Source organism: Campylobacter sp. RM12654, assembly GCF_020137585.1.
Lineage (GTDB): Bacteria > Campylobacterota > Campylobacteria > Campylobacterales > Campylobacteraceae > Campylobacter_E.
In genome coordinates this window covers 70,211-96,874 of sequence record NZ_JACGAR010000005.1, presented here as the reverse complement: position 1 = coordinate 96,874, position 26,664 = coordinate 70,211, and the positions used below count along the sequence as shown (strand labels likewise).

At 26.7% G+C, this 26,664-nt stretch carries 25 protein-coding genes; 19 read left to right on the top strand and 6 right to left on the bottom strand.

Annotated features, from left to right (window positions below; genetic code table 11):
- Positions 1-112 precede the first annotated feature (112 nt).
- From AVBRAN12654_RS03025 to AVBRAN12654_RS03005, 5 genes are read left to right on the top strand one after another with little or no spacing between them, the layout of a single operon-like run.
- Positions 113-538 (top strand): copper chaperone PCu(A)C, encoded by a 426-nt coding sequence (locus AVBRAN12654_RS03025; RefSeq protein WP_336613902.1) that lies wholly within the window; start codon positions 113-115, stop codon positions 536-538.
- Entirely contained in the window at positions 538-972 is a 435-nt protein-coding gene (locus AVBRAN12654_RS03020; RefSeq protein WP_214120430.1) for a hypothetical protein, read from the top strand. Before AVBRAN12654_RS03025 ends, AVBRAN12654_RS03020 begins: the two co-directional genes overlap by 1 nt.
- A 1-nt stretch (position 973) precedes the next feature.
- Positions 974-1,504: an SCO family protein gene (locus AVBRAN12654_RS03015; RefSeq protein WP_214120429.1), complete on the top strand. Its 531-nt coding sequence runs from the start codon at positions 974-976 to the stop codon at positions 1,502-1,504.
- A gap of 46 nt (positions 1,505-1,550) precedes the next feature.
- On the top strand, positions 1,551-1,970 hold the full coding sequence (locus AVBRAN12654_RS03010; RefSeq protein WP_214117318.1) for a hypothetical protein: 420 nt from the start codon (positions 1,551-1,553) through the stop codon (positions 1,968-1,970).
- A 33-nt stretch (positions 1,971-2,003) separates the two neighbouring features.
- Complete coding sequence (locus AVBRAN12654_RS03005; protein ID WP_336608385.1) at positions 2,004-3,077, top strand: SLC13 family permease; 1,074 nt, start codon at positions 2,004-2,006, stop codon at positions 3,075-3,077.
- Positions 3,078-3,088: 11 nt separating this feature from the next.
- Here the strand turns inward: AVBRAN12654_RS03005 and AVBRAN12654_RS03000 are convergent, their stop codons facing one another.
- Positions 3,089-5,656 (bottom strand): ATP-dependent Clp protease ATP-binding subunit, encoded by a 2,568-nt coding sequence (locus AVBRAN12654_RS03000; protein ID WP_336613901.1) that lies wholly within the window; start codon positions 5,654-5,656, stop codon positions 3,089-3,091.
- Positions 5,657-5,811: 155 nt separating this feature from the next.
- Here AVBRAN12654_RS03000 and AVBRAN12654_RS02995 point away from each other — a divergent pair, with 155 nt between their 5' ends.
- The 7 genes from AVBRAN12654_RS02995 to AVBRAN12654_RS02965 all read left to right on the top strand — a co-directional run bounded on the left by AVBRAN12654_RS02995 (position 5,812) and on the right by AVBRAN12654_RS02965 (position 13,150).
- Positions 5,812-7,107, top strand: coding sequence for a S41 family peptidase (locus AVBRAN12654_RS02995; RefSeq protein WP_442862234.1), 1,296 nt, complete (start codon positions 5,812-5,814; stop codon positions 7,105-7,107).
- The gene (locus tag AVBRAN12654_RS02990; protein ID WP_336613900.1) at positions 7,107-8,258 is read left to right on the top strand and encodes a hypothetical protein; all 1,152 of its coding nucleotides are present in this window, start codon (positions 7,107-7,109) and stop codon (positions 8,256-8,258) included. The genes AVBRAN12654_RS02995 and AVBRAN12654_RS02990 overlap by 1 nt, the downstream gene beginning before the upstream one ends.
- A complete protein-coding gene (locus tag AVBRAN12654_RS02985; RefSeq protein ID WP_336613899.1) occupies positions 8,242-8,925 on the top strand; it encodes a lysophospholipid acyltransferase family protein in 684 nt (227 codons plus the stop codon). The genes AVBRAN12654_RS02990 and AVBRAN12654_RS02985 overlap by 17 nt, the downstream gene beginning before the upstream one ends.
- Positions 8,922-9,287 (top strand): fluoride efflux transporter CrcB, encoded by a 366-nt coding sequence (crcB, locus tag AVBRAN12654_RS02980; protein WP_336613898.1) that lies wholly within the window; start codon positions 8,922-8,924, stop codon positions 9,285-9,287. The genes AVBRAN12654_RS02985 and crcB overlap by 4 nt, the downstream gene beginning before the upstream one ends.
- Before the next feature lie 8 nt (positions 9,288-9,295).
- A complete protein-coding gene (gene htpG, locus AVBRAN12654_RS02975) occupies positions 9,296-11,113 on the top strand; it encodes a molecular chaperone HtpG (protein ID WP_336613897.1) in 1,818 nt (605 codons plus the stop codon).
- Complete coding sequence (locus AVBRAN12654_RS02970; RefSeq protein ID WP_336613896.1) at positions 11,113-12,201, top strand: DNA adenine methylase; 1,089 nt, start codon at positions 11,113-11,115, stop codon at positions 12,199-12,201. The genes htpG and AVBRAN12654_RS02970 overlap by 1 nt, the downstream gene beginning before the upstream one ends.
- A 277-nt stretch (positions 12,202-12,478) precedes the next feature.
- A complete protein-coding gene (locus AVBRAN12654_RS02965; protein WP_336613895.1) occupies positions 12,479-13,150 on the top strand; it encodes a hypothetical protein in 672 nt (223 codons plus the stop codon).
- A gap of 33 nt (positions 13,151-13,183) precedes the next feature.
- Here AVBRAN12654_RS02965 and AVBRAN12654_RS02960 read toward each other — a convergent pair whose 3' ends face one another.
- The 4 genes from AVBRAN12654_RS02960 to fliP are packed head-to-tail and all read right to left on the bottom strand — an operon-like array spanning position 13,184 to position 18,941.
- Positions 13,184-16,201 carry an efflux RND transporter permease subunit gene (locus AVBRAN12654_RS02960; protein WP_336613894.1) on the bottom strand — a complete coding sequence of 1,006 codons (3,018 nt, stop codon included), beginning with the start codon at positions 16,199-16,201 and terminating at the stop codon, positions 13,184-13,186.
- Complete coding sequence (locus tag AVBRAN12654_RS02955; RefSeq protein ID WP_214117332.1) at positions 16,202-16,933, bottom strand: efflux RND transporter periplasmic adaptor subunit; 732 nt, start codon at positions 16,931-16,933, stop codon at positions 16,202-16,204.
- 8 nt (positions 16,934-16,941) lie between these two features.
- Entirely contained in the window at positions 16,942-18,198 is a 1,257-nt protein-coding gene (locus tag AVBRAN12654_RS02950; RefSeq protein WP_336613893.1) for a TolC family protein, read from the bottom strand.
- An 8-nt stretch (positions 18,199-18,206) separates the two neighbouring features.
- The gene (fliP, locus tag AVBRAN12654_RS02945) at positions 18,207-18,941 is read right to left on the bottom strand and encodes a flagellar type III secretion system pore protein FliP (RefSeq protein WP_214117334.1); all 735 of its coding nucleotides are present in this window, start codon (positions 18,939-18,941) and stop codon (positions 18,207-18,209) included.
- A 73-nt stretch (positions 18,942-19,014) separates the two neighbouring features.
- Between fliP and glmU the strand changes: the two genes are divergently transcribed.
- From glmU to AVBRAN12654_RS02910, 7 genes are read left to right on the top strand one after another with little or no spacing between them, the layout of a single operon-like run.
- Positions 19,015-20,301 (top strand): bifunctional UDP-N-acetylglucosamine diphosphorylase/glucosamine-1-phosphate N-acetyltransferase GlmU, encoded by a 1,287-nt coding sequence (gene glmU / locus AVBRAN12654_RS02940; RefSeq protein WP_239802981.1) that lies wholly within the window; start codon positions 19,015-19,017, stop codon positions 20,299-20,301.
- Positions 20,301-21,464 (top strand): bifunctional phosphopantothenoylcysteine decarboxylase/phosphopantothenate--cysteine ligase CoaBC, encoded by a 1,164-nt coding sequence (gene coaBC, locus AVBRAN12654_RS02935; protein ID WP_214117336.1) that lies wholly within the window; start codon positions 20,301-20,303, stop codon positions 21,462-21,464. Before glmU ends, coaBC begins: the two co-directional genes overlap by 1 nt.
- Positions 21,457-22,032: a hypothetical protein gene (locus tag AVBRAN12654_RS02930; RefSeq protein ID WP_214117337.1), complete on the top strand. Its 576-nt coding sequence runs from the start codon at positions 21,457-21,459 to the stop codon at positions 22,030-22,032. The genes coaBC and AVBRAN12654_RS02930 overlap by 8 nt, the downstream gene beginning before the upstream one ends.
- Positions 22,029-22,700 (top strand): polyprenyl diphosphate synthase, encoded by a 672-nt coding sequence (uppS, locus tag AVBRAN12654_RS02925; protein ID WP_214149817.1) that lies wholly within the window; start codon positions 22,029-22,031, stop codon positions 22,698-22,700. The genes AVBRAN12654_RS02930 and uppS overlap by 4 nt, the downstream gene beginning before the upstream one ends.
- The gene (locus AVBRAN12654_RS02920; protein WP_336613892.1) at positions 22,690-23,460 is read left to right on the top strand and encodes a prepilin peptidase; all 771 of its coding nucleotides are present in this window, start codon (positions 22,690-22,692) and stop codon (positions 23,458-23,460) included. Before uppS ends, AVBRAN12654_RS02920 begins: the two co-directional genes overlap by 11 nt.
- Positions 23,439-24,464 carry an LptF/LptG family permease gene (locus AVBRAN12654_RS02915; RefSeq protein WP_214117340.1) on the top strand — a complete coding sequence of 342 codons (1,026 nt, stop codon included), beginning with the start codon at positions 23,439-23,441 and terminating at the stop codon, positions 24,462-24,464. Before AVBRAN12654_RS02920 ends, AVBRAN12654_RS02915 begins: the two co-directional genes overlap by 22 nt.
- Positions 24,465-25,295, top strand: coding sequence for a 1-aminocyclopropane-1-carboxylate deaminase (locus tag AVBRAN12654_RS02910; protein ID WP_336613891.1), 831 nt, complete (start codon positions 24,465-24,467; stop codon positions 25,293-25,295).
- Here the strand turns inward: AVBRAN12654_RS02910 and AVBRAN12654_RS02905 are convergent.
- A complete protein-coding gene (locus AVBRAN12654_RS02905) occupies positions 25,292-26,659 on the bottom strand; it encodes an MFS transporter (RefSeq protein ID WP_214117342.1) in 1,368 nt (455 codons plus the stop codon). The two genes, AVBRAN12654_RS02910 and AVBRAN12654_RS02905, sit on opposite strands and share 4 nt — an antisense overlap.
- Positions 26,660-26,664 lie beyond the last annotated feature (5 nt).

Genomic DNA, 26,664 nt, shown 5'->3' with positions numbered 1-26,664 from the left:
TAAAAAGTAATTTTAAAGCTAAGTTAATACCAAAAATGTTTTTTTGATTATTGCTTTCATTAAGAAAAATTTATTTATAATCCTTATCGTTTTTATTAAAAAGGAGAATTCAATGAAAAAGATATTATTAGCGTTAAGTTTAAGTGCAAGTTTATTTGCAAACAATATAGAAATAAGTGAGCCTTATGTTAAAATTACCCCACCAAATGCAAAAAATTCAGCTATTTTTATGAGTATTAAAAACAACTCAAATGAAGATATAAAATTAGTTGATGCTAAATGTGATTTTGCAAAAAATACAGAAATCCACACTCATATTCACGAAGATGGTATGATGAAAATGATTAGAATACAAGACGCAACAATCAAGGCAAATGATACTTTAGAACTAAAACCAAAAAGCTATCATATTATGCTAATGGATATTAAAGATAGCATTAAAGAAGATACTAAACTTAATTTAGAACTAAGCTTTAGTAATGGCGAAAAAGTTGAATTAAAAGACATTCCAGCAAAATCAATAATTCATGCTCATTAATGAAAAAATTAATATTTTTATTAGTAATAATTGCTATTTTTGCAAGTTTGTTTTATTTTTATCCAAATTCTAAAAAAAGGGAGTTAATCACTACATTAACTCCACTTAGTTGCGATTTAAATGTAAGTGAGTGTGAAGTAGATTATAAAGGTAAAAAAATCATATTTGATTTAAGTCCAAAACCGCTAAAAACCTTAGAAGAAACAAAAGTAATTATTAAAAATTTAGAAGATTTTCCCAAATTAAATGCAAGACTTTATGGGCTTAATATGTATATGGGAGATATTGTAGGAGAATTTGAAAAGATTGATAATACTTATATTGGAGATATTGTTTTTAGTGCTTGTACTGAAAATACTATGAGATATAGATTAGAATTATTTAATGACAATAAAAGCCTTGATTTATCTATAGATTTTGATGTTAGGAGATAGTATGAAAAAGCTAATTATTTTTATTTTTTTAGGATTAATCTTAACTGCTTGTTTTAATAATAAATATGATTTTAATTTAAAAGGAGTAGGTGATAAAACTTATACCCTTAAAGATTTTAAAGGAGATAATTTATTAATTTACTTTGGCTACACATTGTGTGCTGATATATGCCCTACTTCTTTAGCTATTGCCACTAAAGCTTTGAATGAATTAAATAGAAATGATATAAAAATATTATTTATTAGTCTTGACCCTAAAAGAGATACGGCAAATGATATAAATGAATATGTGCAATATTTTTATAAAAACTCACTAGGACTTGTGCCTAGCGAAGATGAGCTTAAAAGAATTTCAAAAAACTATGGGGTAAAATATGAGTATATTTATCAAGATAGTGCTGCTGAATACACCGTAGCCCATAGCTCAAGTTTTTATATAATTGATAAAGATGGTAATTTCAAAGGAGAAATAAGCAATTTAACAAATGCGAATGTTAAGAAAAAAATTAGCGAATTTTTAGGTAATAATTAACTATTTACTTTTACAATTCGGTTTTTAAATATATAAAGGAGAAATAATGGCTACTAAAAAAACTAGCGAAAAAGAAACAAAGCAAACAGCTAAAAAAACTACTGCTAAAAAAGAAACGGCTAAAAAAGAAGTAAGTAAAAAAGAAACTTCTAAAGAAGTAGCAAAAAAACCAACTGCAACAAAAGCTGAAAAAGTAGAAAAAGAAGTAGTTGAAGATAAAGCTGTTAAATCTAAATCAAAGGAAACTACATTGTCTAACGAAGTAAGTAAAGTTGAAGAATTACAAAATGAAATTGAAAAATTAAAAGCTGAACTTGGTATTATGAAACAATTCAACAATAATCGTGATAAAAACTCAAGCGATAAAATCTTTATGGAACTTGAAAAATTAAAAGAGATTATTTATGGTTTAGAAGATAGAATTGAAGAGCTTGAATATCAAGTAAGCGAAAAAGACGATTATTAATATTCATTCCGTTTTTCGGAATGAATTAAACTTATGCTATTTACATTTATTCTTTCATTAATTAGTTTTGTTGTTTTAATTATTTTTAAAGGTATTAATTTTACTTATTTAAATTCTTTATATGATTTTATAAGTTTTAAGACACTTGCCCTACTTTCTATGTTTATAGCTGTTAATAAATCCTTAGAATTAATAGGAGCATTTAAGCTACTTGCCTTTTATGTATTAAACAAAATTACCAAATTAAAAACCATAGCAATTTTACTAATACTAATATGTTTTTTTAGCTCTATGTTAGTTACTAATGATGTAGCGTTGCTTTGTTTTGTGCCTTTTAGTATTTATTTATTAAAAGAATTAAAAGCGAAAAAATTTACTATGCAAATCATAATATTACAAACAATAGCAGCAAATCTTGGCTCAATGCTAACCCCATTTGGAAATCCACAAAATTTATTTATATTCACATATTTTCATTTAGATTTTTTAAGCTTTTTTAAAAGCACTTATATTTACTGCTTTATATCTTTAATATTATTATTTATTTTTACCATAAATATTAAAAACAAAAACATAAAACTAAAAAATCTTATAAAAACTCAAATAAATCAAAAATTATTTATCCAAAACCTAGCATTATTTTTCATATCAATTTTATGTGTTAGTGATATTTTAAATATATTTTTAGGCTTTTTTATAGTTTTTATAAGCTTATTTATTAGCAATAAAAACGCAATTTTTAAAGCTGATTTTTCTCTTATTATAATTTTTATAAATCTTTTTATATTTGTAAAAAATATAAGTTATTTTATAAGTATTAAAGAATTTGATATTTTTTATCTAAGTATATTTTTATCTTGGATTATTAGCAATGTTCCTGCTTGTGTGTTTTTAGCTAGTTTTACAAATGATTATAAAGAATTATTATTAGGGGTAAATATTGGCTCATTAGGGACTTTAATAGCTTCTATGGCGAGTTTAATTTCTTATAAATACTATATTAATTCTTATAAAAATAAAGCTTTTAAATACATAATCAATTTTACTTGGATAAATATTGTATTTTTAATAATTTTAGTAGTTTTTAAAGAATTATCCCGAATTTAATCGGGATAAAATTATTTCGTATTAAATATAAATTCCTTATCAAAATCAACTTCTACAAAAGATTTCAAATTCCCTTGTAAAATAAGCTCACTAAGTCTTGAATCAATTTCTTGATATATAGTTCTTTTTAAGGCTCTAGCACCATATTCATCACTATATCCTAGATTTAAAATTTCTAATCTTGCATTCTCACTAATACTAAAGCCAATTCCAAGTTCAGCTAATTTATTGCTAGTATTTTTAAGCAAAATATCAACAATTTGTAAGCATAAATCTTTATTTAAAGCATTAAATCCTACTATTTCATCAAGTCTATTTACAAATTCAGGTTTAAAGTATTTTAATAATTCTTTATTTATTAATTTATTTCTTTCTTTTTCATTTTTAATATCTACAAATTTAGCTGCTCCAATATTACTTGTAAATATTATTAAAGTGTTTTTAAAATCAACCCTAAAGCCTTTATTATCACTCAAAGCTCCTTCATCTAACATATTTAAAAATATATTAAATATCTCAGGATGAGCCTTTTCTATCTCATCAAAAAGTAACACCGAATAAGGTCTATTTTTAACAGCTTCTGTTAATTGTCCGCCTTCATCACTTCCTACATAACCAACCGCAGAACCTATTAAATTGCTTACTCTATAACTTTCAGCATATTCATTCATATCAAAACGAATTAAAGCCTTTTCATCATCAAAAAGCTCTTTTGCAATTGCTTTTGCTAATTCAGTTTTACCAACTCCTGTAGGCCCTAAGAATAAAAAGCTTCCTATAGGACGATTGCTATCACTAAGCCCTGCTTTATTTGCCCTTACTGCACGAGCTAGAGCTTTTATAGCTTTATCTTGTCCTACTACACGAGTTTGTAAATTATTTTCAAGATTTAAGTATTTTTCACTCTCATTGCTTAGTAATTTACTAACCTTTATTCCTGTCATTTTTGCCAAAATTAAAGCGACTTGCTCATCATCAACTTCGTTTTTAAGTAAAGTTCCACTTTGTTTTAACTCTTGCCAATTTGCTTTAGCATTCTCAAGCTCGTTTTTAACTTGTGGGATTTTTCCGTATTCAATCTCTCCTGCTTTTTGATAATCACCTTTATTTTTTGCAATATTTGCTTCATTTTGCAAATTATTAATCTCGTTCATTTTCTTTGAAATTTCAGCAAATACTCTTTGCTCGTTTTCAAATTTCATTCTTAATTTTCTTTCTTCTTCGCTAAATTCACTTAATTCATTTTCAATTTCTTTTAATCTTTCTTTATTTTTTTCTTCGCCTTCCATTAATAAAGCTTCTTTTTCAACTCTTAATCTAACGATATTATTTTTTACATTTCTTAAAGCACTTGGCTCACTTTCAATTTGCATTTTAAGTTCAGCCGCAGCTTCATCTATTAAATCTATTGCTTTATCAGGCAAAAATCTTCCTTGAATATAACGATTACTAAGCTTAACAGCAGCTACTAAAGCTTTATCATTAATACTTACATTATGATGAGCGCTTAATCTTTCTTTAAGACCCCTAAGCATTGCTATTGCATCATTTACGCTTGGTTCATTCACAATTATGCTTTGAAATCTTCTTTGCATTGCAGCATCTTTTTCAAAATATTTTTTATATTCTTTTAAAGTGGTTGCACCAATGGTTTTAAACTCGCCCCTACTTAAAGCAGGTTTAAGTATATTAGCAGCATCCATACTTCCTTCACTTGCACCTGCACCTAATATTGTATGAATTTCATCAATAAAAATTATGATATTAGGATTTGCTTTTACACTTTCAATTATATTTTTAAGTCTTTCTTCAAATTCCCCGCGGTATTTTGCTCCTGCAACAAGTGCTGCTAAATCAAGACTTAATATTTGTTTATTAGCTAAAGAGCTTGGCACTTGTTTATTAGCAATTGCTTGAGCTAGAGCTTCTACTATAGCTGTTTTACCAACTCCTGGCTCACCTAATAAAATAGGATTATTTTTGCTTTTTCTAATTAAGATTTGCATAAGCCTTTCTAATTCATTATCCCTTCCTGTAATTGGGTCAAGTTTGCCTGATTTTGCTAATTCAACTAGATTTGTGGTGTATTTTTCTAATTCTTTATTGCTTATGTCATCTTGCTCTTTTTCGCTAATTTTTCTATCGCCTCTTAAAGCATTTAATTCGCTTTTTAATACAAGTAAATCTAAATAATCTTTTAATAACTCACAAATTCCACCCTTATCACACTCACTAATTATCCACATATCAGTGCTTAAGTAGCTATCACCTTTACTTAAAGCAAATCCAATAGCCTTTTCAAGTGAAGTTAAAAGTGCATTGCTAGGTTTTACATTATTAGCATTTACTCCATCGCTTTTTACTAAATTATCAGCCTTGCTTTTTAGCATTAGTGAAATTGCGGTTTTATCTATTGATAATTTATTAAATACTTGATTAAGAATAGAACTTGAATCATTAGCAATAGCCCATAAAATATGAAATGGTTCTATATTTGGATTTTTATTAAATACACATAAGCTTACTGCTTGACTTAAAGTTTCATTAAATTGATTTGTTAATTTATCTTGAATATTCATATTATCTCCTTTAATTGATATGGTTCGCATTATATTACTTTAGTCTATTATTGTCAAGTATAAAATTAAATTTATCACTTAAATATCTTAAGTGCTAAGTTTTTTATTTAAAAATACACATAATTGCTTACTTGTATTTAAAAAATTGCGTTAAAATCACAGCTTTAATCTTAAATCTTATTGGAGCTATCGTGAATTTTAATAAAAAGATATTTTTGTGTGTTGCACTTGGAATTTCGTTGTTTGCAAAAACTGATGAAGAAGCTGAAAGACAAGCATTTTCAAAGCTTATTAAAACTTTTAGAATGATTGAAGCAAATTATGTTGATGAAATCAGTATAGAGCAACTTGTGGATAAATCTTTAGAAGGATTATTGAGTAATCTTGACGCACATTCAGCATTTTTAAATGAAAAGAATTTCAAATCTTTACAAGAAAGCACAAACGGAGAATTTGGCGGTCTTGGAATGACTTTATCAATTAAAGATAATGCAATAACCGTTATTGCACCGATTGAAGGAACACCTGCTGATAAAATTGGTATAAAATCAGGCGATGTTATTTTAAAAATTGAAAATGAAAGCACGATAGGAATGAATCTTGATGACGCAGTTTCTAAAATGCGTGGCAAACCAAATACTAAGATTAATATTACAATATATAGAAAAGGCGAGAAAAAGCCACTAGATTTTACGATAACAAGAGATATTATAAAAGTTGAAAGCGTTTATACTAAAAAAATAGAAAATACAGACTTTTTATACATTAGAATTACAAGTTTTGATAGAAATGTTGTAAGTAAAGTAAAAGACGCATTAGCTATTAATAAGGATATTAAAGGGATAGTAATTGATTTAAGAAACAATCCAGGTGGTTTATTAAACCAAGCTACAGATTTATTGAATTTATTTATTGATAAAGGTATTTTAGTATCTCAAAAAGGAAGAGATGAAAGTGCTAAAATAGATACTTTAGCAATTAAAGGTGCTGCAATAAATACAAAAATACCTATTAGTATAATTGTAAATGGTGGAAGTGCAAGTGCAAGCGAAATCGTAAGTGGAGCTATGCAAGATAGAAAAAGAGCGATTATTGTTGGTGAGAAGACTTTTGGTAAAGGAAGTGTTCAAATGATTAGAGAAATCAATGATAAAGAAGGTATAAAACTAACAATCGCAAAATACTACCTACCAAGTGGAAGAACAATTCAAGCAGTAGGAGTTACTCCTGATATTATCGTGTATCCTGGTAAGGTAAATACTGAAGATAGTGGCTTTAGTATAAAAGAAAGTGAACTTAAAAAACACCTAGAAAATGAATTAGAAAAAATTGATGGTAAAAAAGAAAACAAAACCGATAAAAATACACTAACTCAAGAGCAAATCAATGAAGATTCTCAATTAAAATCAGCAATTGACGCTTTAAAAATCTTAGTAATTAAAGGAAATTAATGAAAAAAATAATCTTTTTGATATTTGCTAGTATTTTATTTGCAGCTCCATCAAAAGAATTAAGTGTAATGGACGCTCAAGTTTATACAAACCTTAATCAAAATAATGAAGATGCAAATAGTTTTACTAGCGATATTAAAGAAGAATTTAATGATAAAGTAGAACTTGCTATTAATGCTAATTTTTCAAAAAATTCTGTAAAAACTAAAGAAGTTTTTTATATAGATATAACAATTAATTCTAATTACAAAACAAATTTTACTCCGCAAATTAATTTTGAAAAAAGCATTGATATGCAACAATTAAATAAAGATATTAAATTTAATAGCGAAAATGGAATTTATACTACTCGTGTTTATTTTCAAGCAAATACAGCAAATGCTAAACTAAACTCAATTGATGCTAAGTTATTTAGAAATACTCAAGAAGTAGGAAATGCTAAAATAAGCCTAGATAATTTAAAAATTGAAGAATTAAAATTTAATAAAGATTATGTAGAGTTAGTTGCAAGTAATTTAAAAATTACGAATTTAAAATGCACTGAATATGATGAAACTAGCGTTATATGTGGAATGGACGCAAAAGCAAATAACACTAATTTTAATAATTTTTCTTTAAAAACTGCAAAATCACAAAGCATTACAAATGTCGGAAAAGACTATGAAAATGCAAAATGCTCAATTGCTTTAATTTTTCCTAATAATATGAAAAATTTCTCTTTTTCATATTATGACCCATTAGAAAATAAATTCATAGAATATTCTAATAAAATCATAGTAGAATCTGAAGAAATAAGCACTCAAACAGACTTAAATCCAATAACAAAAGAAATTAATTTTTATTTACAAATTGGAAGCTTAATCTTAGCTGTAATTTGTCTCATAATTGTAGTAATTTTTAAAAGGTTTTTTTCTTTAATAGCACTTGCTATAGTTTTTGTAGCTTTTAGCTTTATTGATGGTGGGAATTTTAGTAGTGCTAAATTAAAATCAGGTGCAAGTGTTAGAATTTTACCAACTAATAATTCAACTATTTTTTATAAAAATACTGACATAAAAGAAGTAAAAATCATAACCAAAAAAGACAATTTTGTAAAAATAGCACTTGATGAAAATACAAGTGGTTGGGTAAAAAATGAAGATATTGAATAAAATCTTAAGTATTTTTCTAGCAATAATCATAGCAATCAGCATTGCTTTTGTAATTGTTTTAATGTTTATTTTCCCTAAAAAAAATTGGGTTATTAGAAAAACTTGGGCAAAATTTATCCGTAAATTGTGCTGTTATAAAATAGAAATAAAAGGCGATTTTAATCCTAATGCAAGAATGATTATCCTAAATCATCGCTCAATGCTAGATATTATCGCACTTGAAGATGTATATCCATACGATTTAGCTTGGATTGCAAAAAAACAGATTGAAGAATTATTTTTCTTTGGAAATATCATAAAATTACCTAAAATGATTTCAATAGATAGAGAAAACGCAAGAGATTTTGTAAGAGTTATAAATGAAGCAAACGATAGATTAAATAATAATAGAAACATATCTATGTTTCCTGAAGGAACTAGAAGTGATGGTTATGAGTTATTAAGATTTAAAAAAGGCGCTTCAATGCTAGCTACTAAGTTAGATGTTTTAGTTCAACCTGTTGTAATTATTGGTTCAAAAGAGATTTTAGATAGTAAAAGAATAACAATTCACTTAGGTAAAAAACTTACAATAATACCTTTACAACCATTAAAAGCTAATGAATTAGATAATGCAAAAGACTTAATGCAAGAAGCAATTAATGAATATTTCAAGGCTAATAAGTGAATATTTTAATGGTTGCTTTAGGTGGGGCTATTGGTGCTGTTTTAAGATATATTTTAAGCACTTTTATAAATCGTAATTTTGATTTTAAATTCTTTATAGCTGGGACATTAATCGTTAATTTAATCGGTTGTTTTTTAATAGGATTATTTTATGCACTAGCTAAAAATTACGATAGTTTAAGTGAGATAAGATTATTAATAGTAGTAGGATTTTTGGGTGCTTTTACTACTTTTTCATCAATTACTTATGAGAGCATAACATTATTAAAATCATTAGGCTTCGTTGCCTTTAGTGCAAATATTATTTTAAATGTAGTATTTGGACTAATAGCAACTTATATTGCTTTAAATTTTTTTAAATAGGAGAAAATATGGAATTTAAAACCGAAGTAAATCAATTACTTAATTTAATGATTCATTCACTTTACTCAAATAAAGAAATATTTTTAAGAGAGCTTATATCAAACTCAAGCGACGCTATAGATAAGCTAAATTTCTTAAGCCTTAGCGATGAAGCTTATAAAGGAATTAGCTTTAATCCTAGTATTAAAATTAACATTAATAAAGACGCTAAATTGTTAATCATAGAAGATAACGGCATAGGTATGGACGAAGCTGATTTAAATAATAATTTAGGCACAATTGCTTCAAGTGGAACTAAGAAATTCTTAGAAAATTTAAGTGAAGATGCTAAGAAAAATAGCGATTTGATAGGTCAATTTGGTGTTGGATTTTATTCAGCATTTATGGTTGCAAATAAAATTGAAGTTTATACTAAAAAAGCCTTAAGCAATGATTCGTTTTTATGGAGTTCTGATACAAATGGTTATGAAATCACTAAAACAAATAAAGATAGTTTTGGCACAAAAATAGTTCTACATTTAAAAGATGATGAGTTTTTAAACACTCACACTATTGAAAACCTAGTTAGTAAGTATTCAAATCATATTTCTTATCCAATTTTCTTAGAAAAAGAGATAAGTGTTGGCGAAGGAGAAAACGCTAAAACTGAATTAAAATTCGAGCAAATCAATAAAGCAAAAGCTTTATGGAGAGAAAACAAAGCTAGTCTTAAAAAAGAAGATTATATAAAATTCTACGAAGGCATAAGTTATGATAGCAAAGAGCCGATTTTATATGTTCATACCAAAAGCGAAGGTGGTTCTTTAGAATATTCAAGCTTATTTTTTATCCCTGCAAATGCTCCACACGATTTATATAGAGTAGATTATGAAAAAGGTATAAAACTTTATGTAAAAAGAGTATTAATTAGCGAAAAAGAAGAGATTTTACCAAGTTACTTAAGATTTATTAAAGGTGTGCTTGATGTTGAGGATTTACCTTTAAATGTAAGCCGTGAGATACTACAAGAAAATGTAATTTTAAGAAAAATAAAAGAAATCAGCACTAAAAAGATTTTAGGTGAATTAGAAAAATTACAAAAAAATGATGCTAATAAATATGATGAGTTTTATAAATTATTTGGTGCTGTATTAAAAGAAGCATTGTTTGACCCAAGTGCAAACAAAGATGAGATTTTAACATTATGTAAATTTGATAATAGTCAAAACGATACTCAAATCACACTTGATGAATATTGTGCTAATTTAGGCGAAAATAAAACTATTTATTATCTAATCGGTGAAAATAAAGAATTATTAAAACACTCACCTTTACTTGAAAGCTACAAAAAAAATGGCATAAATGTATTGCTTTTAAGCGACAAGATTGACCCAATTGTAATTCCTATGGTTCATAAATATAAAGATTTTGATTTAAAAGCTATAAACGAAGTTGATGAAATCAAAAAAGATGAATTAAACGAAGAGCAAAAAGGCTTTTGTGAAAAACTAAGCAAAATATTAGAAAATGATGTAAAAGAAGTAGTTTTATCTAATTCTTTAGAAAGCTCATTATCAAGCTTAGTTTATGATACTAAAGACCAAGAATATATGATGGCTAAAATGATGGCTCAATTTAGCGGAGAAAAAATGAATGCTAAAGGTGTTTTACAACTAAATGCAAAACACGAATTAGTAGCAAAACTAATAAACGAAAATAACGAAGATAGCCTTAAAAATCTAGCATTTATAGCTTATGGCACCGCAGCACTTGCTCAAGGCTTAGAATTTGCTAAGGTTAGTGAGTTTAACGAAGCTGTTATAAATCTAGCTAAAAAAGCGTTTTAATGCAAGAAAACAAAGCCTATTTAAGCGAACAAATAATTACTTATTTAGGCAATAAACGCTCATTATTAGGCTTTATTGAAAAAGGCGTAAAATATGCAAAAACCGAGCTTAAAAAAGATAAATTAAGCTCGGTTGATTTGTTTAGTGGTAGTGGCATTGTCGCAAGATTTTTAAAACAACACTCAAGCTATTTAATAGCAAATGATTTAGAAAGCTATAGTAAAACAATCAACGAATGCTATTTATCAAATATTGATAATAATTTTTATAAAGAGCTTGAAATAGAGCATAAAAAACTAAAAGAGCAAATCATTAATAATTTTAATGAAAACGGCTTTATAAGAGAGCTTTACTCTCCTAAAGATGAGCTCAATATCACTCAAAATGATAGAGCTTTTTATACAAATTATAATGCTAGTTATATTGATACGGCAAGATTATTACTAGAAAATCACAAATATAAAAAATACTTTTTAGCACCACTTTTATACGAAGCTAGTGTAAAAGTAAATACAAGTGGTGTTTTTAAAGGCTTTTACAAGAATAAAAATGGCATAGGACAATGGGGTGGAAGTGGCAAAAATGCTCTTAGTAGAATTACTGCCAATATTGAATTAGCAATGCCTATTTTTTCAAACCATAATGTGCCTTTTAATGTGTTTTGGCAAGACGCAAATGTTTTAGCAAATGAGCTTGATTGTGATTTATGCTATATTGACCCACCTTACAATCAACACCCTTATGGCTCAAATTATTTTATGCTAAATCTAATTACAAATTATATTAAACCACAAGATATTTCTAAGGTTTCAGGTATTACAAAGGATTGGAATAAAAGCGTTTATAATTCTAAAAAAACAGCTAGCGAAAGCTTTTTTGAGCTAATAAAAAATCTAAAAGCAAAAATAATTTTAATCTCATATAACAACGAAGGTATAATAAGTGAAGATGAATTTAAAAACACTCTTTTAAAATTTGGTAGCTTAAATATATTAGAGCAAAAATATAATACCTTTAGAGCAAGTAGAAATCTAAATAATCGTAAAATCCATGTAAAAGAGATTTTATATATCCTTAAAAAAATATAAAAATAATATATGATTTAATATGCTTAATCACAAAAACTACCTAAAGCCTTATTTTTATCTACAAAATATACTACTTATAATAAAGACTTAAAATTATCATAAATATTTATATTTTCTTAAAAGAATTTAAAATTGTATCTTATAAATCAAAAAAGCTTTATTATTTAATAAAAATACTAATTAATAAAAATTATTATTTATATTATCCATAGATATAATATTTAAAATATAATTACCTATGCAAATATTATTTGTATAAATTATTTAAGGAGTTTTTATGAAAAAAATCATTTTTTCTTTACTTTGTTGTAGCAATTTATTAATATCTCAAACTTTTATAGAATTTAACACTCTAGGTGCAAGTATTAAAGACAAAAATAATATTTTTGACAATGATTTATCTAGCACCTTAAACGCAAGTGTATATTTATATAAAATGGATAATTATGATAATGATTTTGTAGGTGGAATAGATTTTAGCCATTTTAATATATATTCAAGGTTTTTTATAGGCAACCAAGGAAGCAAAACTGATATTGATTTATATATTTTCACAGCTTTAGGTGGATATGGATTTTATAATGATATTTACAATATATCGCTTTCTTTATTAGGCGGTGTAGGATATGAAAAGGCTAACTATAATTTAAGTAGTGATATTATAAAAAACGCTAATTTTAATAAGAATTTAAAATCAAATCTATTAATGCTAGGAATTGCTGCTAAATCATATTTAGACAGCAATTTAATACTTGGAATGAGATTATTTGCCAAACACTACACAAACAATAATATAAAAGAAAAATCAGTCCTATCAGGAGATATATCATTAGGTTATAGTATTTCAAGACAACTTAATGGATTTTATACTCAAGTAAAAATAGGTTATGATAATAATTTAGTAGGTAAAGGTGTTAATTTTGGAATAGGATTAGGCTATTCATTTTAAAACTTAGGTTTTTTATCCAAAAGATAAAAAACCTTAAATTAAATCTCTTTTATAAATTCTTTTTAACTTTCTATCTAATTTATAGCACACTTCATAAATTGCAGGAATAGCAAAAAGTGTTAATATAGTTGAACTAATAAGACCACTAATTACTGCAACTGCCATAGGAGAATTGCTCTCATAACCAGCTCCGTGTGAAATAGCTAAAGGTAGCATTGCAAAAATCATAGCAATCGTAGTCATTAATATCGCTCTAATTCTACTTTTACCAGCTATTTTAAGAGCTTCTTTAACCCCTATTCCACTATCACATAATTTATTTGCAACATCAATTAATAAAATTGCGTTTTTGCCAACCATTCCAAATAATAAAATAAGAGCAACCAAAACAAATAAAGAAAATGTATTGCCTGTCAAATAAAGACCAATACAAGCTCCTGCAAACGCAAGCGGCATTGTAATCATTATTACAAATGGAACAATAAAGCTTTCGTAAAGAGCTGCTAATACTAAATAAATTAATAAAAACGACAAAATCATAACCATAATAAAACCAATAATCGTTTCTTCTAAAAGGTCAATAAAACCAGTAAATGTATATCTTAATCCAGTATTTTGCATAATTTTACTCATATTAGTTTCTAGTTTTGTTTTTACCTCATCTAAAGAAACTCTATCAACTCCTGCAGTAATTTTTACAGAACGAGTTTTATTAAGTCTATTGATACTACTGCTATCCTTAATTAGTTTGATATTTACTACATTTAATAAACTAATTACATTATTATCCATAGTTCTTATTTGTATTTTTTCAAGTGATTTCATATCTTCTTTAGATACTTTTTCAAGTTGAATAAATATATCTTTACTATCTTTTAAACCATCTAAAACCCCAACATTAGCGTGAGCAAAAGAAGTTTGGATTATCCCTGCTAATTCTTGGGTATTTACATTTAATTTTCTTGCTTTTTCTTTATCTATATAAATAGCTAAAACATCTGCATAAGCATCAATATCATCACTAATATCAACAACACCTTTTAATTCACTTAAAATATTTTTCGCTCTTCTACTAGCACTTACTAAAGAAGAAAAATCATCACCCAATAATACAAATTGAACTGGCTCATCAATACCTGCACCTTCAAATTTAGGTATTTCTAAAACTTTGATTTTAAATTCTTTTAAACTCAAACTATCTCTTAGATTAGATACTACTTCTTTTTGTCTTTCGGTTCTTTCATTTAAAGGTTTTAGCTTAACATATATTTTAGATTTTTTTCTATCTTTTGCATCATCGTAGCCTACTAATAAATAAGCATAATCTACATTTTTATTTTCTTTAATTTGCTTTAAGACTTCTAAAGATTTAGCTTCCATAACTTCTATTGATAAATCTTTTTTAGATTCTATTTGAACTTGTAGTTCGCTATCATCTTCCATAGGTAAGAAATCAAGTCCTATTTTAGGTGCTAAAGAAAAAGATAAAGCACATAAAATTAAAATAATACCTATAAAAATCTTTTTATATTCTAATATAGTATCAAGTGTATTTTCATACCAACTTTCTAATTTAATAAAATATTTTTCTGTTCTATCGTGAAATTTACTCTCGTTGGTATTTAAAAACCTAGCACTAATGGTTGGGACTAAAAATACACAAACTAAAAACGATATAATTACTCCAAAGGCAACACTCATTCCTAATGTATTAAAAAACAAACCAGAAATACTATTCATAAACGAAATCGGAATAAACACGCATAATAAAACTATACTGATACTAAATACAGAAAAAGCAATATCCTTAATACCTTCATAGCTTGCATATAAAGCATTTTTCTCTGCCTTAATTTTTTTACTAATATTTTCAATTACAACTATTGCATCATCTACGAATATACCAATAGATAAAGTAAGTGCTATTAATGTCAAGCGATTTAAATCGTATCCAAATAAATCTATTAGAAAAAAACTTGAAATAATTGAAGTAGGAATTGCAATGCTAGCAATAATAGTAGCACTAATATTTCTTAAAAATAAAAATACTATTAAAATTGTTAAAATCACCCCTAAACACATATCAAATACAACTTGATTTATATGCTTTGTAATATTTTCTGATTTATCATAAACAACTTCAAATTCTATATTTTTATGATAATCTTGAATACCTATTAAGGCTTGTTTAATATTTTTAGCAACTTCTAAGCTATTTTGACCTGTGATTTTTTTAAGCTCTACTAAAACCCCATTATCTCCATTAAAATGAGCATAACTATCTTTTAAAGTATATCCTATACTAATATCTGCTACATCTTTTAAAAATACTCCTGGAGCTATTCTTAATTGCTCTAATTCTTCTATACTATTTGAGTCGAAATAACCTTTAATAGTTATATTTTTAGCTTCATTTTCAATACTTCCTAAAAAAGTTTTAAAATTCTGCATTTTTATTAGTTTTGCTACATCTAAAGAATTAATATGGTATTTATTTAATTCATCTAAATTTAAATCTATTTTTATGTTATTTTTTAAATAACCTACCATTTTAACTTCTCCAACGCCCTTTATACGCTGGAAATCACCTTCTATATCATCTTCAATAATTTGCATCAAAGCCTTATCATCTAATTGCTTAGATGAAATAAAAATACTCATAACCGCACCTGCATCAGATGAGACTTTTTCAACGCTAGGTGGATATTCTAATTTTATTTTTGATATTTTTTCACGAATATCATTTACTGCTATTTCTAAATCTTTACCTAGTTCAAATTCTACGACTATTACGCTTAGATTATTAAAACTTTTTGAACTAATTCTTTTTATCTGGCTAACACCTGAAATTTGATTTTCTAACTTTTTAGTAATTTGAGATTCTACATAGCTTAAATCAGCATTTGCAAATGTAGTGATTTTAACAAGTGGAATATCAACATTAGGATATAAATTAATAGGCATTGTAAAAATTGATATAACACCAAAAATCAATAACCCTAAAAAAGTCATCAAAATAGTAACAGGTCTATTAATTGCAATTTTTAACATTTATTTATCCGTAATAATATAACCATCTCCAAATGAACCAATTTGTATATCATTTGCTAAGACTTCTGCATAAATTTTTCTAGTTTTTATATCTATATTTGGATATACCTTACTAATTACACCCTTCATATTTAAACCATTTATACTATATTCATAAGTATTACCTACTTTAACCTTATCAGAATACTTTTCATCAAAACTTAAAAGTAATTTAACTTCAGGGTAACTATCTAAAATTAATAAAGGTTGATTAGGACTTGCTACGCCTTCTCCAACTTCAATATATTTTGCCGTAATTACTCCATCAAAAGGAGCTTTTAATTTTTTTTGATTTATTAAAGTTTCATATTTTTTACTAGACATTCTTGCTGATTTTAGTCTTTGTTCTGCTTCGCTTTTTTTAAAATTAATTTCATCTAAAATTTGTTCATTCAATACTGATTTTACTTGCTCGTATCTTTTAAGAGTGCTAATTGCTAAAGTTAAAGCTTCATTTGCTAATTTTTGTTGAACATTTGATTCTTCTAATCCAACTTGCTCAATTGAACTATCAAGTTCTAATAAAATATCACCTTTTTTCACGCTTTTACCTACATCTACATTAATCTTATTTACAATTCCAAAAGACTGCAATGACAATTTAGCACTTTTTTGAGCAACCACATCAAAACTAGCATAAATAGAATCTGCAAATAAATTAAGACTAATTAACAAAAATAATAATTTTTTCAACATTTCTCCTATAAATCAATTACAAAATCTTTAATAATGATACCTTTAGCAAGTAATAATTCTGCCTTAGATATTTCAAATTTAGCTTTACTTAAGCTAAGCTTCGCCAAAGCTCCTTGCATAGTTTCTAAAGAATTTAAATATTCAACATATCCAACAAGTCCAGCTTCATATTTTTTAGCAATACTCTCATAAGCAATTTTGCTAGCATTTAAAAGCTTTTCATTAGCATTTATTTCTTCTTGTATAGATGCAATTTTTTGAATTAATAGTTTTTCCTTTTCACTAACTGATTTTTTGCTATATATATTCATTTCTTTAGCAGCTAAATTACTAAGTTTTGCACTCTCATAAGCTTTTTTATCAGCTCCAAAAGAAAAAACATTCCAAGATAAACCTAGCATAAATATATTTGAAAACATTTTTTCTTTTACTCTTTCTTTTACTATCATATCAAACGGAGCATATAAAGAATAATTGAAATTATTTTTTGAAAATCCCACAATATTTTTTACAAAAATAGTAGGTTTAAATGGTGCTAATGATAAATCCTTATTAAGCTCGCTCATCTCTTCTTTTAAAGAATTTATTTTAATATCATAAGATTTATTAGCACTATCTTCATAAATAATAGCACTGCCTTTTGTAGGAATAAAATTATTATTAGTTATCAAATAAATATTACTTAATATCTCATCTTTTTGATAATATAAAGAACTTAATTCACTTTTATTTGATTCAACTTTTGCATTAAAGATTTCTAATTCATCCTTAGGTCTTAAACCTACTTTATTAAGACTTTTTAGTCTATCTAAACTTGCATTTAAATATTTTAAATTCTGCTCTTTATATTCAATATTTTCCATTAAAGCTAAATAAGAATAATATAAACTTACTAAATTAAATTCCAATTCATTTTTAGCCTTTTCTAATTCAATTTGACTTAATTCGTGATTTTTTTTCGCAAGATTTATATTAGAATTTCTTTTACCATCATAAATTAAAGCATCTATTGCTACACTTACATTTGTTAAATTATTTGGATTTATTATATATCTATCATAATCAAAACTAACAAATCCAACTTGTAAAGTAGCACTAGGATAGTATTTGTATTTTACGCTTTTTGCACTTTCTTCTTTGCTTAAAGTTTCATAATTTTTAGCTTTTAACTGCTCATTATTCTCAATACTTTCTAGCATAGTTTTTAAGCTAGTTGCATTCAGCAAACTAAGACTTAATAAAATTAAAGATAATTTTTTCATATTTTTTCCTATGTAAAACTTTTAACCAAATTACCAATTAATAAATTCCAACCATCGACTAAGACAAAAATTAGAATTTTAAATGGTAAAGATATCATAACCGGCGGCAACATCATCATACCCATAGCCATTAATACTGATGATACAACCATATCAATTACTAAAAAAGGTAAGTATAGCAAAAATCCTATCTCAAATGCAGTTTTTAATTCACTAATCATAAAAGCAGGAACTAAAGTTACTAAATCTACATCATCAATACTCTTAGGATTATCAATATTTCTTAAGCGATAAAATAGTGCTAAATCCTTTTCTCTAGTATTTTTAAGCATAAATTCTTTAAACGGCTTAACACTTAATGCAAATGCTTCTTCATAACCTATTTTTTCTTCTAAATAAGGCTTAATTCCTGTTTCATAAGATTTATTAGCAGCTGGTTGCATTATAAAAAAAGTTATCACAAGTGCTAAAGATATTAAAATTGTATTAGGCGGCATTGCTTGTGTTCCCATAGCTTGTCTCATAAACGAAAACACTATAACTAATCTTAAAAACGAAGTGCATACAAATATAATACTAGGAGCTAAAGCCAATATAGTTAAAACTATGACTACATTTAAAGTAGTTACTAATTGGCTAGGCGTTTCTGGTGCGCTTAGATTTAGATTTAATGTAGGAACGCTAAGTGGAGTATCAGCATAAATAAACACTGAAAACAATAATAAAAGCAATAGTTTTTTCACTAATTTCCTTAAATAGTTTTTAAAAATGTTATCCAAAACTTGCTAACATTTTCTTAAAATCTAAAGGAAAAATATGAAATTAAGCATAGTAATACTAGCAGCTGGTTTTGGCACTAGAATGAATAGTAATTTAGCAAAACCTTTGCATACAATTTGTGGGAAATCTTTAATTAAAATTATTATTGAAAATGCTTTGCAACTTAGTGATGATATAACTTTGATTTTACACCATCAAGCAGACGCTATAAAAGAGCATTTAAAAGATTATTCTAATTTAAAATATATATATCAAGATATGCAAAATCATAAAGGCACAGGCGGGGCTTTAATAAATTATGAGCCAAAATACGAAGAAGCGTTGATTTTAAATGCTGATATGCCTTTAATCACACAAAATAGTCTAAAAATTATAGCTAATACAAATTCTAAAATAGTTTTAAGCACTTTTAATAAATATAGTGCTAATTCTTACGGAAGAGTGATTAAAGAAAACGACAAAATAAGTAAAATTGTAGAAACAAAAGATGCAAACAATGAAGAATTAAAATGCACTTTGTGTAATGCTGGAATTTATAAAATAAGTAAAGATATATTAAAAACTTACATTCCTAAGCTAAACAACAACAACGCTCAAAAAGAATATTATCTAACTGATATTATCAAAATGGCTATAGATGATAAAATAAGCGTTAGTGAATGCACCTTTGATGAGATTGAGTTTTTAGGCATTAATAATAAATTAGATTTAGAACAAGCCGAGCAAATTATGCAAAAAAGAATAAAAGATGAATTGCTTATAAATGGCGTTGTTATGCATAATAAAGATAGTATTTTCATAGAGCTTGATACACAAATTAGCAATGATTGTGAGATTGAAAGCGGAGTTGTGATTAAGGCAAATTCTATTATAAAAAGCTCAAAAATCTTAGCAAATAGCGTTATAGAAAATAGTGAGATAATTAATTCAAGCATAGGGCCAATGGCTAGAATTCGTCCAAAATGCGTTATTAAAGATAGTAAAATCGGTAATTTCGTAGAATGCAAAAATGCAAAATTAGAAAATGTAAAAGCTGGGCATTTAGCTTATTTAGGAGATTGCGAGATTAGTAGTGGTGTAAATATTGGCTGTGGTGTGATAATTTGTAATTACGATGGCAAAAACAAACACCTAAGCAAAATCGGTAAAAATGTCTTCATAGGCTCAAACTCAAACCTAATAGCACCAATTAACATACCTAGCGATACTTTAATTGCAGCAGGTAGCACGATTAGCAATAAAGACGCTGCTAAATTAAAAGCAAAAGATTTATTTATAGAACGTAATAAAGGCGTGATTTTTAATAATTTTAAGGATTTTTAATGAAAGTATTATTATGTGTTAGTGGAAGTATTAGCTTTTATAAAAGCTTTGAATTAATTTCTATGTTTAAAGAAGAAGGAATTAAAGTAAAAGCTTTATTAAGTGATGGGGCTTTGAAATTCGTCAATAAATTAGCTTATGAAGCATTATGTGAAAGTGTTTTAACAAGTGAGAATGAAAGCTGGGAAAATGATAAAAATCACATAATGTTTTCAAAAGATTGTGATGCTGTTGTATTTGCTCCTGCTAGTGTTAATTCAATAAATAAACTAGCTAATGGAGTTTGTGATAATGTATTTTTAAGCACCTTAATTGCTTCAAACAAACCACTAATAATAGCACCTGCAGCAAATACTAATATGTATTTAGCAAGTCAAACACAAAAAAGCTTAGAATATTTAAAGAGTTTAGGTGTAAAAATAGTAAAGCCAATTAGCAAAACCTTAGCTTGTAAAGAATTTGGCATAGGAGCTTTAGCTAATACAAAAGATATTTTTCTAGCAACTTTAAGAGAAATTTATAAAGATAAATTCTATATGGGAAAAAATATTTTAATAACAGGTGGCGGCACTCGTGAGAGCATTGATTTGGTAAGAAATATAGGAAATTATTCAAGTGGAACTATGTCAGATGCACTAGCTAAACAAGCTTATTTAAGGGGTGCAAATGTGGTGTATTTAAAGGCTAGATGTGATGAGATTAAAAATGAAAATTTCACACAATTAAGCTACGATACAAGTGCTGAATTAAAAGCCTTAATGCAAGATTATAAAGAATTTGATTATTTATTTATGTGTGCTGCGGTTAGTGATTTTATCCCTATCAAACAAGAAAGAAAAATAAAAAGAGATGAATTTGATGAAGAATTTAATATCAAAATAAGACCTAATGATGATTTATTAGCTACTTTTAATTTTTCGGGTAAAAAAATCGGCTTTAAGCTAGAGTGTGATGAAAAGACTGCCTATGATAATGCAAAAAAAGCTTTAGTAAATAAAGGTTTAAGCTTATTATGTCTTAATATTTTAGGAGAACATACTCAATTTGGCTCAAGTAAAAACGAAATATTTTTCTGTGATTATTCAGGCATTAGCGAAGGGTATTTTGATACTAAAGAAAACTTAGCAAAAATTATTTTTGATAGAGTAAAAGCTGATGTTTAATGATGTTTTGCCAATTAAATTTAAAGTAATTGATAAATTAATGTTTAATCGCTACAAATTATTAATTGGTAAAAAAGAATTAACCACAAAATCAAACATTAATTTAGAGCCAAATACTTATTATTTAGCTGAAATTTATGATAGTTTAGTCTTTAAAAATCTTCAAGCTGATAAGGTTTTTGCCTATATTGATTATGATTGTTTTGAGTTATTAAAAATCGCTTTTAGAGATGATTTTAAATACACGCTAATTAATTCATTAATCCAAACAAATCAAAAATCAGATTATGAATGCTATAAAACAATGCTTTTTGCTTTGAATGAAGATATTTTATATTTACCTTGTTTGCTTGAAGGAAAACCTATATTAATTGAATATAGAAAGAAAAAAAATGAATTAGCAATTTATTATGATGTTTTTGCTAAATTAAGCCTTTTTTTAAATGATAATAAAATATTAACTAGCTTTTCTAAGGTTCAAAAAATCTGCTTTGAATATTCGCAAAATGTAGAATTGACTACTTATAAAGATGATTTTTTTAGCCTTAGTTATAAAGGAAATTTATGAACGAGTTAAATCATTTAGCAATCATTATGGATGGTAATGGTAGATGGGCTAAAAATCAAGGTTTATTAAGAAGTTTCGGGCATAAAGCAGGTGCAAAAACTATTGAAAGATTGGTAAAAGCTTGTATTGAAGAAGGCGTTTTAGAGCTTAGTTTGTTTGCATTTTCTACCGAAAATTGGAAAAGACCTAAAGAAGAAATTGAGTTTATTTTCAAACTACTTAAAGAATACTTATCTAGTGAATTAAACAATTTTATAAAAAACGAAATTAGATTTAAAAGCTTTGGAGATATTAGTGTTCTTGATGTAGATACTAAGAATTTAATTAATGAGTTTGAAGAAAAAACTAAAAATTACTCAAGAATTATTTTTAATCTAGGCATAAATTACGGCGGAAAAGATGAGATTTTAAGAGCTTTTAAAAAATTAAAAGCAAGTGATGAAGAAATAGATGAAAATAATTTTAATAAATATTTAGATATTAAAAACAATGTTGATTTATTGATTAGAACTGGCGGACATTTTAGGATTTCAAATTTCTTACTTTGGCAATGTGCTTATGCAGAGTTTGTTTTTACCCCTACTTTGTTTCCTGATTTTAAAGAAGATGAATTAAAAGAAATTATTAAAAATTATAGAATTTGTAAAAGGAATTTCGGTGGAGTTTAGTATTTTAGTTTTTATATTTGGGCTTGTTTTTGGCTCGTTTTTAAATGTATTGATTTTAAGACTACCTGAGAGAAAAAGTGTTTTTTATCCGCCAAGTTCTTGTGGAAGCTGTAATAACAAATTGAAATTCTATCACAATATCCCTATTATTTCTTGGCTAGTTTTAGGTGGTAAATGTGGGTTTTGTAAAAGTAAAATAAGCATTCAGTATCCATTAATTGAGCTAATTGTTGGCTTTATATTTTTATATTGCATAGATATTAGTAGTTTAGAAAATCTTGCTTATTCTATTTGCTTAGCATTATCATTTAGCTTATTATTTGCACTTTGCATTATTGATGTTCGCTACCTTGCTGTGCCTAGCTTTACTTTAATGCTAACTTTGATTTTTGCTCTAATTTATACTCATTCAATAAGCAGTTTTAAAGATGCTTTAATATTTTCAGGTGGTGCGTATTTGCTAAAATCTTTAATAGAGAGCATAATGAATGCAAAAGCAAAAAGCGATGATGAATGTATTCAAGTAATGGGCGAAGCTGATATTGAAATAATGGCATTAATTGGAGCGTTATTAGGAATTAAACTTGGTTTTGTAGCTATATTTTTAGGAGCTGTTGTGAGTTTGCCTGTTTTTATGTATCTAAGAATAAAAGGCAAGGAAAACATACAAGTTCCTTTCATACCATTTTTAAGCATAGGACTTGCTTTAGTATGGTTTTTCCCTAGCGTTGGGCAATTTTGTTTAGATTATGTGCAATGATTAAAAAATATTTATTTAGACAATTCATAGGCTCTTTTTTATCAATATTTTTAACGCTATTTTTAGTAAGCTCTATCATTGTCTTATTTCAAATAGCAAAAATTACTTCTTATATAGAATTAAGCTTATATGAATTATTTAAATTATATTCTCTTATGAGTGTAAAACTCATCATTTTTACTACTCCTATTAGCTTTTTTATTACATGTTTTATGTGTATTCTAAGATTATCTAAAGAAAACGAAATAATTATGCTTTTTTCTCTAGGATTAAACCCTAGAAAAATAGCTAATTTTATTAGCTTTTTAGCCTTTATAGTAAGTTTGGTTTTATTAGTAATTAGCATAGTTTTAATGCCGCTTAGTTTTTCTTTATATGATAATTTTATTGATTATAAAAAAGCCTTTTCTAAAATTAATCTTAAAAATGCTAATTTTGGTCAAAAATTAGGAGATTATATATATTTTGCAGATGAATTAGAGAATGGAATTTATAAAAATATTGTTTTATATTTGCCAAAAACAAATTCTAAAAACGAACAAATATTATTAGCCAATCAAGGAACAATCCTAAACGAAGATAATAAAATCACATTTAATTTAGACAATGTAATGCTATATAATTTCAAGCAAAATACAGAAATCGCAAAGATTAAAAACCTTAGCTTTAGCACCTTAATTAATTCAAAAATTACTAATATTCAATCATTTAAAGACTATTGGAAAGATTATAAAACCCCTTCAAAATCAAAAGAATTAGTAATTTATGTCCTACTTAGCCTACTTCCTATTGCAAGTGTTCATTACGCACTAGCATTTAGCATTATTAGCTCAAGGTATGAAAAAAGCCACGAGTATTTAGCTATGCTTGTGTTTTTGATAATTTATCTAGTTCCTATGATGATGTTTTTAAATTATCATTTTTATACTATTACTTTTGTATTTTTCACTTCGCTAATAATTTCTAAGATTTGCTTTAGGAAAAAGATTTTATCAAGGTATTAAATGTTTTCAACTCTTAAGATTTTTAATAAAAATATTATTATTTTAAGAGATGATTTATTAGGCGAAATTAACGGCAATAAAGCAAGAAAATTAGATATATTTAAAGACTTAAAACTCCCTTATAAACACATAATCTGCTATGGCTCAAGTCAATCAAATGCTATGCAAGCACTAGCACTCTGGACTAAAAATAATAATTATAATTTTTCTTTTGTCTGTGCTAGAAGATGCGAAATTAGTGGGAATTTAAAAAGTGCATTAGAAAATAATGCTGTGATTTATTATGCGAATAATCCTAAAGAATTTGCAAAAACTTTGCATAAAAATGATAATAATAGCTTTTTAATTAGCGAAGGTGTTTGTGAAGATTATGCTAGATTTGGCTTTTATAAAATGGCAAAAGAAATAGCAAAAATTGTAAATGAATTAGATTGTGATGTGGTATTAGCAAGTGGGACTTATACAAGTGCGATTTATCTTGAAAAATATCTAAGCACACTTTCAAATGCTAGAGTTTTTACAGCATCTTGCGTAAATGCTAATGAATATTTTGTAAAACAAATAAACAAACTTAATCCAAATTCCAAGCTAAAATTATTAAAAACTGTTAGAAAATATCATTTTGCAAATCTTTATGAAGAGCTATTTATATTAACAAAAAATATTAGCGATATTGAGTTTGATTTGCTTTATGATAGCGTTTGCTTAAAGGCAATTTATGAAAACCTTGATGAACTAAAAGAAAATATCTTATACATTCATCAAGGCGGATTAATTGGTTCTAAGAATTTAGAACTTCGTTATAATAAAAAATATAATCTCATAAATTAAAATTTCTTATTCTTAGCACCAAAGTGGCAAAGTAAAGAAAACACAATACACATAATACAAGCAAATAAAAGCATATATAAACCTGCATTCCAACCAAAAGCATCAACCATAGCACCTAAAAGCATAGTTCCTAAAGAAGCTCCTACGACATAGCTCATAAACCCACGAAGACCAACGCAAGAACCTACAGCAAAAGCAGGAACAACTTCCATAGTTTGAACACTTGCTAAAAATTGTGGCACATATACTAAACACCCAGCTGCTGCTGCAAAAAATATAGTGTAGTAAATATTATCGCTCGTAAAATATCCAATAATCATAAAAAATATTATACAAACAGCAAGAATTGCAGGTGGCATTCTATATCCTTTAAATAATCTATCAGATATAATTCCTGCTAACATTGTTGATGGAATTGCAGCCCATTCAAAGAATAAAAACGCTGTATGCATTTGCTCTTTACTAAAGCCTTTTACAGATAAAAGATAAATAGGAAGCCAATTTATCAACCCAAATCTAATCATATAAACAAAAGTATCCATCCAAGCAACATACCAAGCATTAGGATTTTTTAGAACATATTTAACAAATATTTCTTTACTACTTAAATCAGTAGTTGAAGCTGAGTTTTTAATATCTTCTTCATAGCCTCTTAATTTATTAATCTCGTTTAATTCTTTTAACCCTTCATTTTTAGGATTACCCTTAACAGCGTATAAAACATAAACACTAATTAACAAGGCTAAAATTGCTGGGACATAAAAGTGATTTACTTTCCAATAAGTAGCATTAAAATCAGCCGCAGCAATCCCTAATACAGGAGATAATATTAAAACAGATTTAGAAATAATTGGAGCTACCAAACCCCCTCCAATATTATGGCTTATATTCCAAATAGCAGTATAAATTCCTCTTTCCTTTTTAGGATACCAATTAGCAAGAGTAATAAAACTAGGTCCAACGCCCATTCCTTGAAAAACTCCAAGTGCAATAACAGCACCTACATAAGCATATAAAGCATTGCAAAAGCCTAATAATACATTAATTAACGCACATAAAATAAGACCTAAAGCCATATATCTTTTTGGGTCAGCCTTATCACTTAAAGCACTCATAACGCCTTTACTAATACCATAAGCAATTAGCATAGAACCAGTAATTAAACCTATATCAGAATTATTTACTGCTAAATCAGTCTTAATTAATGGAGTAGATAGGGTAATATTGTTTCTTACTAAATAATATCCCATATAACCAACAAACACACCACTTAATGAAAGTTTTCTATACTTATAATAAGTGCTTAGCAACTCATCATCTTTAATCACCCTATCCTTTTTGACAGGTCTTAAAAAAGAAATCATCTTTA

Excerpts from the sequence above, each read along its gene's own strand:
- AVBRAN12654_RS02990 (WP_336613900.1), top strand. The coding sequence starts at position 7,107 with ATGAAAAAAATAATCTTTTTGATATTTGCTAGTATTTTATTTGCAGCT.
- AVBRAN12654_RS02930 (WP_214117337.1), top strand. The coding sequence starts at position 21,457 with ATGTTTAATGATGTTTTGCCAATTAAATTTAAAGTAATTGATAAATTA.
- AVBRAN12654_RS03000 (WP_336613901.1), bottom strand. The coding sequence starts at position 5,656 with ATGAATATTCAAGATAAATTAACAAATCAATTTAATGAAACTTTAAGT.
- AVBRAN12654_RS02905 (WP_214117342.1), bottom strand. The coding sequence starts at position 26,659 with ATGATTTCTTTTTTAAGACCTGTCAAAAAGGATAGGGTGATTAAAGAT.
- AVBRAN12654_RS02910 (WP_336613891.1), top strand. The coding sequence starts at position 24,465 with ATGTTTTCAACTCTTAAGATTTTTAATAAAAATATTATTATTTTAAGA.
- AVBRAN12654_RS02970 (WP_336613896.1), top strand. The coding sequence starts at position 11,113 with ATGCAAGAAAACAAAGCCTATTTAAGCGAACAAATAATTACTTATTTA.
- glmU (WP_239802981.1), top strand. The coding sequence starts at position 19,015 with ATGAAATTAAGCATAGTAATACTAGCAGCTGGTTTTGGCACTAGAATG.
- htpG (WP_336613897.1), top strand. The coding sequence starts at position 9,296 with ATGGAATTTAAAACCGAAGTAAATCAATTACTTAATTTAATGATTCAT.
- AVBRAN12654_RS03020 (WP_214120430.1), top strand. The coding sequence starts at position 538 with ATGAAAAAATTAATATTTTTATTAGTAATAATTGCTATTTTTGCAAGT.
- AVBRAN12654_RS03005 (WP_336608385.1), top strand. The coding sequence starts at position 2,004 with ATGCTATTTACATTTATTCTTTCATTAATTAGTTTTGTTGTTTTAATT.
- AVBRAN12654_RS03010 (WP_214117318.1), top strand. The coding sequence starts at position 1,551 with ATGGCTACTAAAAAAACTAGCGAAAAAGAAACAAAGCAAACAGCTAAA.
- AVBRAN12654_RS02950 (WP_336613893.1), bottom strand. The coding sequence starts at position 18,198 with ATGAAAAAATTATCTTTAATTTTATTAAGTCTTAGTTTGCTGAATGCA.
- uppS (WP_214149817.1), top strand. The coding sequence starts at position 22,029 with ATGAACGAGTTAAATCATTTAGCAATCATTATGGATGGTAATGGTAGA.
- AVBRAN12654_RS02965 (WP_336613895.1), top strand. The coding sequence starts at position 12,479 with ATGAAAAAAATCATTTTTTCTTTACTTTGTTGTAGCAATTTATTAATA.
- coaBC (WP_214117336.1), top strand. The coding sequence starts at position 20,301 with ATGAAAGTATTATTATGTGTTAGTGGAAGTATTAGCTTTTATAAAAGC.
- AVBRAN12654_RS03025 (WP_336613902.1), top strand. The coding sequence starts at position 113 with ATGAAAAAGATATTATTAGCGTTAAGTTTAAGTGCAAGTTTATTTGCA.
- AVBRAN12654_RS02960 (WP_336613894.1), bottom strand. The coding sequence starts at position 16,201 with ATGTTAAAAATTGCAATTAATAGACCTGTTACTATTTTGATGACTTTT.
- AVBRAN12654_RS03015 (WP_214120429.1), top strand. The coding sequence starts at position 974 with ATGAAAAAGCTAATTATTTTTATTTTTTTAGGATTAATCTTAACTGCT.
- AVBRAN12654_RS02985 (WP_336613899.1), top strand. The coding sequence starts at position 8,242 with ATGAAGATATTGAATAAAATCTTAAGTATTTTTCTAGCAATAATCATA.